Below are 10,719 nucleotides of genomic sequence, written 5' to 3' on the forward strand. Positions count from 1 at the left end.
TGCTCCGGGGCCTTCCCCATGTTCGGCTCAGCTGTGCTGGCGCAGCAGCGTCCGCATCGTGCGCATCGCGACCGACAGGTTGGCCAGGTCGAAGGAGTCCGAGCCCTGGATCTCCTCCAGCGTGGCGCGGGCGCGGCCCAGGATCGCGGCGTTCTTCTCCTCCCACGCCTTGAAGCGCTGCTCCGGCGTGGCCGTGCCGTTGCCCGCCGAGAGAACGTCCGCGGTCAGCGCGGCGTGCGCGGCGAACAGGTCCTCACGGATCGAGGCGCGGGCCATGGACTGCCAGCGGTCGGCGCGCGGCAGCTCCAGGATGCGGTCCAGGAGCTGGTTGATCCGCAGCCGGTCGCCCAGGTCGTAGTAGACCTCGGCGACGTCCAGCGGCTCCTTGCCGGTGCGGTCGGCGATGGCCACGATGTCCAGCGCCGGGAAGGCCGAGGAGAAGCCGGCCACGCGGTGCGCCAGCGCCTCCGGCACGCCCGCCTCGGTGAGCTGCCCGTAGATCGACTCGTACCACTCCATGTCGCTGCCGCGCAGCAGCTTGGGCAGCTCGGCCCAGACCTCGCCGACCCGGTCACGGAAGAAGTCGATGGTGCCGGACAGCTCCAGCGGCTGCGGACGGTTGTTGAGCAGCCAGCGGGTGCCGCGCTCGACCAGCCGCCGGGAGTGCAGCCGGATGCGGGTCTGCACCTCGGCGGGCACCTTGTTGTCCAGCGCCTCGACGTCGTCCCAGACCTGGCTCAGGTCGAAGATCGCGCGGGCCGCGGTGTGCGCCCGGACGACCTCCTCCAGGGACGCCCCGGTCTCCTCCACCATGCGGTGCAGGAAGCTCGTACCACCGGTGTTGACGGTGTCGTTGACCATCACCGTCGTGGTGATCTCGCGGTGCAGGGCGTGGTTGTCCACCTGCTCGGCGAACCGCTCGCGCAGCGCGCTCGGGAAGTACGCGTGCAGCAGGTGCTTGAAGTACGGGTCGTCCGGCAGGCTCGTCTGGATCAGCGCGTCGGCCACCGTGATCTTGGTGTACGCGAGCAGGACGGCGGTCTCCGGCTGGGTCAGGCCGCTGCTGTTGGCCAGCCGCTCGCGGATCTGCCGCTCGGACGGCAGGAACTCCAGCGCCCGGTCGAGCTGCCCGTCGCGCACCAGGCGGCGCATGAACCGCTGCTGGGCGTGGAGCATGTTGGAGGACTGGGCGAGGGCCAGCGAAAGGGCGGTGTTCTGCGCGTAGTTGTTGCGCAGCACCAGCGCGCCGACCTCGTCGGTCATCTCGGCGAGCAGCTTGTTGCGCTGCTTGACCGTCATGTCCCCGTCGGTCACCACGGAGTTCAGCAGGATCTTGATGTTCACCTCGTGGTCGGAGGTGTCCACGCCGGCGCTGTTGTCGATCGCGTCGGTGTTGATCCGGCCGCCGTTCATGGCGAACTCGATCCGGCCCAGCTGGGTCAGGCCCAGGTTGCCGCCCTCGCCGACGACCTTGACCCGCAGGTCCTGGCCGTCGACCCGGATGGCGTCGTTGGACTTGTCGCCGACGTCCGCGTTCGACTCGGCCGAGGACTTCACGTACGTACCGATGCCGCCGTTCCACAGCAGGTCCACCGGGGCCTGCAGGATCGCCTTCATCAGCTCGGCCGGGGTCATCTTCGTGATGCCCGCCTCGATGCCGAGGGCGGCGCGCACGTGCTGGTTGACCGGGATCGACTTCGCGGACCGCGAGTGGATGCCGCCGCCCTGCGACAGCAGCGACGTGTCGTAGTCCTCCCAGGAGGAGCGGGGCAGCTCGAACAGCCGGCGGCGCTCGGCGTACGAGGTCGCCGCGTCCGGGTTCGGGTCGAGGAAGATGTGCCGGTGGTCGAACGCGGCGACCAGGCGGATGTGCTCGGAGAGCAGCATGCCGTTGCCGAACACGTCACCGGACATGTCACCGACGCCGACGACGGTGAAGTCCTCGGACTGGGTGTCCACGCCCAGCTCGCGGAAGTGCCGCTTGACCGACTCCCACGCGCCGCGGGCCGTGATGCCCATGCCCTTGTGGTCGTAGCCCGCCGAGCCGCCGGAGGCGAAGGCGTCGCCCAGCCAGAAGCCGTAGGACTCGGCGACCTCGTTGGCGATGTCGGAGAACTTCGCGGTGCCCTTGTCGGCCGCGACGACGAGGTAGGTGTCGTCCTCGTCGTGCCGGACGACGTCCTCCGGGTGCACGACCTCGCCGCCGACGAGGTTGTCGGTGATGTCCAGCAGACCGGAGATGAAGGTCTTGTACGAGGCGATGCCCTCGGCCATCCAGGCGTCGCGGTCGACCGCCGGGTCCGGCAGCTGCTTGCCGACGAAGCCGCCCTTCGCGCCGACCGGCACGATGACGGTGTTCTTGACCATCTGCGCCTTGACCAGGCCGAGGATCTCCGTACGGAAGTCCTCCCGCCGGTCCGACCAGCGCAGACCGCCGCGCGCGACCTTGCCGAAGCGCAGGTGCACGCCCTCGACGCGCGGCGAGTACACCCAGATCTCGTACGCCGGGCGGGGCGCCGGCAGGTCGGGGATCGCCTGCGGGTCCAGCTTCAGCGACAGGTAGGCGTGCGGCTCGCCGTTGCCGTCCTTCTGGAAGTGGTTGGTGCGCAGCGTCGCCTTGATGACGGTGAGGAACGAGCGCAGGATGCGGTCCTCGTCCAGCGAGGCGACCTGGTCCAGCGCGCCGTCCAGCTCCTCCAGCAGCCCGTCGATCAGCTCCGTGCCGGCCCGCTGCCGGCGCGGGGCCATCCGCGCCTCGAAGAGGCTGACCAGCAGCCGGGTGGTGTGGACGTTGTGGGAGAGGGTGTCCTCCATGTACGTCTGGCTGAAGGTGGAGCCGGCCTGCCGCAGGTACTTCGCGTACGCGCGGAGCACCATCGCCTGCCGCCAGTCCAGGCCCGCGCCCAGCACCAGCTTGTTGAAGTTGTCGCTCTCCGCGCGGCCCGTCCACACCGCCGTGAAGGCGTCCTGGAAGCGCTCGCGGTAGTCGTCGCCGTTCGGCCGCTCCGGCATCCGCAGGCCGAAGTCGTAGATCCACGCGGCGGACCGGTCCGCGCAGCGCAGCTCGTGCGGCCGCTCGTCGACGACCTCCACGCCCAGGCGGTTGAGCAGCGGCAGCACCTTCGAGAGCGAGACCGGCTCACCGGTGCGGTAGATCTTGAAGCGGCGCTCGCCGGGGCCCGCGCCGACCGGCTCGTACAGGCTGACCTCGAAGTCGCGGCCCTCTTCGGCGGTCCACAGCTTCTCCAGGTGCTGGAGGTCGGCGACCGCGGCGCGCGGGGAGTTGTCGGCCTTGTAGCCCTCGGGGAACGCCTGGGCGTACCGGCGCAGCAGCTCGGCCGCGCGCTCCTCGCCGCACTCGGCGTTCAGCGCCTCGGCGAAGCCGTCGGCCCAGGAGCGGGCGGCCTCCACCAGCCGCGCCTCGATGCGGTCGACATCGGCGTCGGTCAGGTCGGGCAGCGTGGCGCCCGGCTCGACCCGGATGACGAAGTGCAGCCGGGAGAGGATCGACTCGGTGTTCCAGGCGGTGAAGTCGACGTTGGTGCCGCCCAGCTCCTCCTTGAGGATCTCGATCAGACGCAGCCGGACGCCGGTGGTGTAACGGTCCCGCGGGAGGTAGACCAGCGCGGAGTAGTAGCGCCCGTACTCGTCCTGGCGCAGGTACAGCCGCAGCCGGCGGCGCTCCTGGAGGTAGAGCACGCTGGTGGCGATGGCGCGGAGCTGGTCGACCGGGGTCTGGAACAGCTCGTCGCGCGGGTAGGTCTCCAGGATCTGGAGCAGGTCGCGGCCGTCGTGGCTGTTGGGCGAGAAGCCGGCGCCCTCCAGGACCTCGGTGACCTTGCGGCGGATGACCGGCACCCGGCGCACGGACTCGGTGTACGCGGCGGAGGAGAACAGGCCCAGGAAGCGCCGCTCACCCACGACGTTGCCCTGCGCGTCGAACTTCTTCACGCCGACGTAGTCGAGGTAGCTCGGCCGGTGCACGGTCGCGCGGCTGTTCGCCTTGGTGAGGATCAGCAGCTTGTGCTCGCGGGCCTTCTTGCGGGCGTCCTTCGGAAGCCGGTTGAAGGACGGGGAGACGGGGTGGCCCTCGTCGTCCTCGTGGTGCTTGGGGTCCGAGCGGAGGATGCCGAGGCCGGTGCCGGGCACGGCGGTGAGCACGTCCTCCTCGCCGTCGGCCTCGCTCGGCGCCGAGGTCAGCTCGTACTCGCGGTAGCCGAGGAAGGTGAAGTGGTCGTCGGACAGCCAGCGCAGCAGCTCGCGGGCCTCGTCCACCTCACGGTCGCGCAGGTCGTCGGCGGTGGGCTCGGTGGGCAGCTCGTCCGCGATGCGCAGCGCGGCGTCGCGCATCTTCTCCCAGTCCTCGACGGCCTCGCGCACGTCGTTGAGGACCCGCAGCAGATCGGCGGTGATCTGCTTCAGGTCCGACCGGTCGGTCTCCCGGTCGATCTCCACATGGATCCAGGACTCGACCAGCGCGTCGTGCGGCAGCTCGGCGTCCTTGGCCTTGCCGGGGGTGCCGTGCGCCTCGTCCTCGGCGTCCAGGATCTCGATCAGCTTGCCGGTGACGTCACGCCGGACGACGACCTGCGGGTGGATCACGACGTGGATGCCGCGCCCCTGCCGCGACAGCTCATTCGTCACCGAGTCGACGAGGAAGGGCATGTCATCGGTCACGACCTCGACGACCGAGTGGCTGCAGGTCCAGCCGTTCTCCTCGACGGTCGGCGTGTGGACTCTGACGTTCGCCGTGCCCTGCGGCCGGACGCCCGCCAGCCGGTAGTGCGAGAGTGCCGCGCCGAGGACGTCCTCCGGTTCGCGCCCGGTGAGGTCCTCCGGGGCGGTGTGCAGGTAGTAGCGCTGGAGGTATCCACTGAGGGTGTCCGGGTCGAGACCCGGTACCGGTGACTGCCCTCCCGCCGGTCCGCTCTCAGCGACCCTGGCGGCCTTCGTGAGCAGCTCGGTCTTGGCTTCGTCCAGCTTGGTCTGCATGTCCTCTGGCTCCTGTCGCGCGCCGTTGCGTGACGTTGTGGAAATAAGCGGATACGGCACAACGCCGGACCGACGCGTAAGGGACCCCCGGGACGGGCCCGGGAGCATCTCCGGTCGGAATCGACGCTATGCCGCGATGAGGGGCGACCGGGGCGGAATTGGCCAGATTTGGCATTCCTGGCACCAGGTCGTAACAAGAATGATCAACGGCCGCCCGGGCACCGTGGTGTCCCGGGCGCGAAGCAGGGGCCTCGACGCCCCCGCGGGTTATCGCGCTGATCACGCTGCCAGGCTATCGCTCCTGACGGGGGAGTCGTCATGGGCCTTGTGTGTACAAAACCACACCAGTTTCTTTGCCGGTATGGACAGAGACGTACCTCGTCCGATCACACTCGGGCGTCCGCAGCGGGCCGCAGGGGGTCTTGGCAACCGCTCGGAACCGGAGGACCTTGAGCGGGACGGAGTCGGCAGCGAGCCCGCGCGGAGGTACGCCATGGCAGCCAAGATCCTGATCGTGACCGGGGACGCGGCCGAGTCCCTGGAGGTCCTGTACCCCTACCAGCGCCTGCGCGAGGAGGGCTACGACGTCCACATCGCCGCCCCGGCCCGCAAGACCCTCCGCTTCGTCGTCCACGACTTCGAACCCGGCTTCGACACCTACACCGAGAAGCCCGGCTACACCTGGCCGGCCGACCTGGCCTTCTCCGAAGTCGACCCCGGCGCTTACGCCGCTCTGGTGATCCCCGGCGGCCGGGCCCCCGAGTACCTGCGCAACGACGCCGAACTGCGCAAGGTGATCAAGGCGTTCTTCGACGCCGACAAGCCGGTCGCCCAGATCTGCCACGGCCCCCTGCTGACCGCCGCGATCGGCCGCCTGAACGGCCGCCGGGTCACCTGCTATCCCGCCCTGGAGATGGACATGCAGGCAGCGGGCGCCGGCTTCCGCGACGCCGAGGTCGTCGTCGACGGCACCCTGGTCTCCTCCCGCGCCTGGCCGGACCACTCCGGCTGGATGCGCGAATTCCTGAAGGTACTGCGCGCGAAGGCGCCGGCGATGTGACGCCCGGCCGCCCTGCGGGGGCACGTCCGGGCCCCCGCGGGGCGGCCGCCGTCAGGCGTCGGCGCTGCGGTCCGCGATCTCCGTACGGGAGCTGATGCCGAGCTTGCTGAGGATGTGCTCGACATGCGCGTCCGCCGTGCGCTTGGAGATCACCAGCCGTTCGGCGATCTCCCGGTTCGACAGCCCGTCGGCGACCAGCGCGGCCACCTCCCGCTCCCGGCGGGTCAGCACCTCACCGCCCGGCACGCCGCCGGCGGCCGCCCGCGGCGACGGCACCGCGGGCGTCTCCGCGTCGGCGAGGATCAGCTCCACGGCCCGGTCCAGGGGCAGCCGCATCCCCTGCTCGAAGAGGCGGTCGTACCGGCAGTCGCTGAGGGCCTGGCGGGCCGCGTCCGCCGCCCGGTCGTGGGCCGCCAGCCAGGCGCGGATGCCGAACATCGTGGCGCCCACGCTGCGCCACACGCCCTGCGCCACCCCCAGCACCCACGCGGCCCGCGCGTACCGCTCGTCCTCCGCGGCGTCCCAGGCCAGCACCTCGGCGCAGTACGCGACGCCGTACCGCTCGTGCAGCTCGCTCTTCAGCCGCAGCGCGGCCCGGGTCAGCCGCGCGCCCTCCGGCCGCTGCCCCTGCCGCCACAGCGCGAATCCCTGAACGGACAGCACGACGGACCGCAGCATCCGCTCCTCCGGGGCGTCGAGGTGGCCCAGCGCCACCTCGCAGAGCCGCCGGGCACCCTCGGTGTCACCGACGGTGACGCGCAGGAACGCCTCGTGATAGTGGACAATCACGGCACCGAGCCGGTCGTCCGCGGCGATCATCTCGGCCCGCACCGGAGCCAGCAGCCCGGCCGAGCGCTCGATCTCCCCGAGCATGCCGCGCGCCAGCCCCATGAAGCCGTCCGCCCAGCGCCGCACCGCCGCGTCCCCGAGCCGCTCCGCCAGCTCCCGGGCCTGCCCGCACTCCCGCAGAATGCCCTGCGGATCGCCCTGCCACAGACAGAGCATCCCGGACGCCAGCAGGCCGGCCGCCCGCTCCGGCCGCTCCTCGGGTACCAGCTCCAGCGCCTTGCCGATCCAGTGCCGTCCCTCCTTCTGCAGCCCCGCCGTCCGCCAGAACGGCCAGAGCCGCGCGGCCAGCTCCAGCCCCGCCACCGGGTCGCCGTCCGCCGTCAGCGCGTGCCCCAGGGCGGCCCGCAGATTGGCCTGCTCCCGCAGCAGCGCCTCGTACAGCGCGAGCTGCTCGTCCGTGAGGAAGCGCGCAAGGAACCGGTCGCCCAGCCGCCGGTAGTACGCGAAGTGCCGCTCCCGGAACTCCTTGGCCTCCCCGGCCTTCTCCAGCCACTCGGCACCGTACTCACGGATCGTGTCCAGCAGCCGGTACCGGCAGCCGTCCCGGGCCTCCTCGCCGTCCCCGTTCCCGTCCTCGGTGCGCAGCACCACCGACTTGTCGACCAGCCCGATGAGGTGCTCCACCACCTCCCCGGCCGGCAGGTCACCGCCCGCGCAGACGTCCTCGACCGCGGCCAGGTCGAAGGAGCCGGCGAAGACCGACAGCCGGCCCCACAGCAGCCGCTCCGCCGGCGTGCACAGCTCGTGGCTCCAGCCGATCGCGGTACGCAGCGTCTGGTGCCGGGGCAGCGCCACCGCCCGGCGGCCGCCCGTCAGTACCTCGAAACGGCCCTCAAGACGGGCCACGAGCTGCGTCAGAGGGATCGCGCGCAGCCGTACGGCCGCCAGCTCCACCGCCAGCGGAATGCCGTCCAGACGGCGGCACAGGGCCACCACGTCCGGGCGGTTGGCGGCGGTGACCGTGAAGCCGGGCACCACGGCAGCGGCCCGCTGCGCGAAGAGCGCCACCGCCCCGCAGCCGTTCTCCGCCTCCGGCGTCTCCTCCACCGGGAGCGGCGGGATCTGCACCGTGTGCTCCCCCGGCACGTCCAGCGGCTCGCGGCTGGTCGTCAGGATCCGCACCCGCGGCGCCTCGCGCAGCAACAGATCGGCGAGCATGGCGCAGGCGTCGACCAGATGCTCACAGGTGTCCAGCACGAGCAGGGCCTGCCGGTCCTGGAGGTGCTCGACGAGGGCGTCCACCGTGCGGCGCCCGGCCTGCTCCGGCAGCCCGAGCACCGCGGCCATGGTCTGCGGCAGCAGCTCGGCGGAGCGCAGCGCGGACAGCTCCACGAGCCACACCCCGTCCGTGAACTCCGCCTTGAGGGCGGCGGCCGTGCGCAGCGCCACCCGGCTCTTGCCGACGCCGCCCGGCCCGAGGAGCGTGACCAGCCGCGCCTCCCCCAGCAACCGCCGCACCCGGGCCAGCTCCGCCGCCCGCCCGACGAACCCGGTCACCTCGACCGGCAGCGCGCCGCTCCGCCGCTGGCTGAAGTCGACCGTCATGCCGCCCCCGATGTCGCTCACCGAGCCGGCTCCCGAGGCACCGGCTCCTGAAAGCACAGCGTACGCGCGCCGACGCACAACATGAGGGCGCTTCGGTAGCCCCCTGCCGGCCTTCGGATCACCAGCCGCGCCGCAGCCGTCCCCGGCACGCGCCGGCTCTCAGAGCTTCAGCCGCTCCGCCGTCTCGACGGCCTCCGCCAGGCTGTCGACGACCGGCACGCCGGCCTCCAGAAGGCTGGCGCGGCTGTGCGAACCGCCCGTGTACAGCACCGCGTGCGCCCCCGCGTCCCGGGCCGCCACCGCGTCGTCCACGGCGTCACCGATGACGACCGTACGGCCAGGCTGAACGCGCGCATCCTCCAGCGCCGCGAGATGCCGCACCATGTGCGCGCTCTTGCTCCCGCCGGACGGCCCGGTCCGGCCGTCCACCCGTATGAAGTGCGATTCGATGCCGAAGTCGCGCACCAGCGGCAGCAGCTCGTCGTGCCCGTACATGCTGAGGATCGACTGGCTGCGCCCGGCCGACCGCCAGCTGTGCAGCAGCATCTCTACGCCCTCGGCGAGCGCGCACGCCTCCCGCCGGATCACGTAGTGCCGGTGGAACGCCTCGTCCATGACCGTCCACTCGTCGTCCGTGGGCAGCCGCCCCATCAGCCGCTCGTAGAAGCGCGGGATCGGCACGCAGTACAGCTCCCGGTACCGCTCCAGGGTGATCGGGGGGAGGCCGATCTCACCGAACGCGGCATTGGTCGCACCGATCACGGCGTCGATGTCGTGAAAGAGCGTGCCGTTCCAGTCCCAGACGATGTGCGTCGCGTGCTTCCCCATGCGAAGAAGGTACCCGCGGCCACTGACAATCTTGCCGCTTGACGGTGAAGCTGCAGGTCAGGGCCTCATGAGAGGACTTCCGGGGGCCTTACGGGGCGGCGGTCCGGCCTCAGCCGATCAGGTTCGGGATCTCCTGGACGCCGAACCACATCAGCTCGTGGTCCTCGGCCCCGTCCACCGTGAACTGCGCGTCGTCGTCCCCCTGGTCCGCCGCGCCCAGCGCCGCCGCCGCTGCCGTGACGTCCGCCTCCGCGTCACCGGAGTCGACGTGCACCGCCGCCGCCTTCTTCATCGGCACCGGCCCGGCCACCCGCACGACGCCCAGCCCCGACTTGTCCAGCCCCCGGTCGGGGTCCACGGACGCCTCGCCGTCGGCCACGTCGACGGCCACCACGACACGCTTCCGGGGGGCCTGCGGGTCGGTGGCCAGCAGCCGCAGCGACGCCTGCGCGGCACGGTTCAGCGCGGCGTACTCCAGCTCCTCGATGTCGTCGGAGACGTACCACTCGCGCAGCGCGGGCGTGACGGCGAAGGCGTCCAGCGGGCCGGAACCCAGCTCGCCCGCCTTGTACGCCTCTGCGAGACCGGGGAGCGTCAGGGGGACGTAGACACGCATGGTGGCCGCCGCTTTCGTTCGGACTGCTGGGTACTGGCTCGGTTGGGGCGCAGGCAGCCAGCATACGGGCGGGGGTCCCCCATCGTGCTGCCGGTACGGGCCTCCCGGGCTGCCCGCCGGACACCCCTCTGGCCTGATCCTGCCCTTCCCGCACACCGCCCGTCACCCTGATGGGTGAATCTTCCGGAGCCCCCGGCCCGTTCCCCCACCGCCTTGCCGCGCGTCCGGCCACTCGGTAGAAGAGCTCCACCACAGGAGCTACTGCCCGGTATCCAATGGGTCCGGCAGAACGGGGGATCTCCACCATGAGCACATCCACGCGTCCATCCACGCGCACGTCCAGGCCCATGACCACCCGCCGCGACAGCCGCCGCCCCGGCGGCCCGCGCACCGCACCGCGCCTCCCGCAGACCGCACTCTCACAGGCCGCACTCTCCCAGGCCGCCGCCCGCCGCCGCGCCGCCGCACGGCAGCCGCACCGCTGGTTCGCCGACCAGCTGGTGCTCACCCTGAGCGGTCGGCGCCCCGTGCACGCGCTGCTGGGCCACGCGCTGCCCGCCGCCTACGACCGCCTTGTGGAACTCGCCCCGCAGGCCCCGCTGCGCCCCACCGGGCGCCACCACCGCGGCCCCGACCCCGAGGTCCGCGACTGCGGCGTGTACTGCCCACGCAGCGGCGTCATCGAGGCATTCGCCCGGATCACCGCCGGGGACCGCGTACGGGCCCTCGCCTTCCGCCTCGAACGCGGCCGCGACGCCCGCTGGCGCTGCGCCGCCCTGGACATCGGCCCGTCGGTGTCGGTGTGGAGCCGGACGGTGTGAAGCGGCAT

6 protein-coding genes are annotated in these 10,719 nt (G+C 71.7%); 2 read left to right on the top strand and 4 right to left on the bottom strand.

Annotated features, from left to right (window positions below; translation table 11 throughout):
- Nucleotides 1-27 precede the first annotated feature (27 nt).
- Nucleotides 28-4,992 carry an NAD-glutamate dehydrogenase gene (locus IF04_RS0103210; protein ID WP_030250434.1) on the bottom strand — a complete coding sequence of 1,655 codons (4,965 nt, stop codon included), beginning with the start codon at nt 4,990-4,992 and terminating at the stop codon, nt 28-30.
- A 493-nt stretch (nt 4,993-5,485) separates the two neighbouring features.
- Here IF04_RS0103210 and IF04_RS0103215 point away from each other — a divergent pair, with 493 nt between their 5' ends.
- Nucleotides 5,486-6,052, top strand: a complete 567-nt coding sequence (locus tag IF04_RS0103215) for a DJ-1/PfpI family protein (protein WP_030250437.1) — start codon at nt 5,486-5,488, stop codon at nt 6,050-6,052.
- A 51-nt stretch (nt 6,053-6,103) separates the two neighbouring features.
- Here the strand turns inward: IF04_RS0103215 and IF04_RS0103220 are convergent, their stop codons facing one another.
- The 3 genes from IF04_RS0103220 to IF04_RS0103230 all read right to left on the bottom strand — a co-directional run bounded on the left by IF04_RS0103220 (nt 6,104) and on the right by IF04_RS0103230 (nt 9,890).
- Nucleotides 6,104-8,467, bottom strand: a complete 2,364-nt coding sequence (locus tag IF04_RS0103220) for a helix-turn-helix transcriptional regulator (protein WP_342668108.1) — start codon at nt 8,465-8,467, stop codon at nt 6,104-6,106.
- Between the two features lie 138 nt (nt 8,468-8,605).
- Nucleotides 8,606-9,274, bottom strand: coding sequence for an HAD family hydrolase (locus IF04_RS0103225; protein ID WP_030250443.1), 669 nt, complete (start codon nt 9,272-9,274; stop codon nt 8,606-8,608).
- Between the two features lie 109 nt (nt 9,275-9,383).
- Nucleotides 9,384-9,890 (bottom strand): DUF6912 family protein, encoded by a 507-nt coding sequence (locus IF04_RS0103230; protein WP_030250445.1) that lies wholly within the window; start codon nt 9,888-9,890, stop codon nt 9,384-9,386.
- A gap of 347 nt (nt 9,891-10,237) precedes the next feature.
- Between IF04_RS0103230 and IF04_RS37065 the strand changes: the two genes are divergently transcribed.
- Complete coding sequence (locus tag IF04_RS37065; RefSeq protein WP_037957993.1) at nt 10,238-10,711, top strand: Rv3235 family protein; 474 nt, start codon at nt 10,238-10,240, stop codon at nt 10,709-10,711.
- The last annotated feature ends 8 nt before the right edge of the window (nt 10,712-10,719 follow it).

The organism is Streptomyces violens (genome assembly GCF_000717745.1).
Classification (GTDB): domain Bacteria; phylum Actinomycetota; class Actinomycetes; order Streptomycetales; family Streptomycetaceae; genus Streptomyces; species Streptomyces violens.

What these genes read in the sequence shown, in the direction of transcription:
- IF04_RS0103210 (WP_030250434.1), bottom strand. Translation starts at nt 4,992, where the DNA reads ATGCAGACCAAGCTGGACGAAGCCAAGACCGAGCTGCTCACGAAGGCC.
- IF04_RS0103215 (WP_030250437.1), top strand. Translation starts at nt 5,486, where the DNA reads ATGGCAGCCAAGATCCTGATCGTGACCGGGGACGCGGCCGAGTCCCTG.
- IF04_RS0103225 (WP_030250443.1), bottom strand. Translation starts at nt 9,274, where the DNA reads ATGGGGAAGCACGCGACGCACATCGTCTGGGACTGGAACGGCACGCTC.
- IF04_RS0103230 (WP_030250445.1), bottom strand. Translation starts at nt 9,890, where the DNA reads ATGCGTGTCTACGTCCCCCTGACGCTCCCCGGTCTCGCAGAGGCGTAC.
- IF04_RS37065 (WP_037957993.1), top strand. Translation starts at nt 10,238, where the DNA reads ATGACCACCCGCCGCGACAGCCGCCGCCCCGGCGGCCCGCGCACCGCA.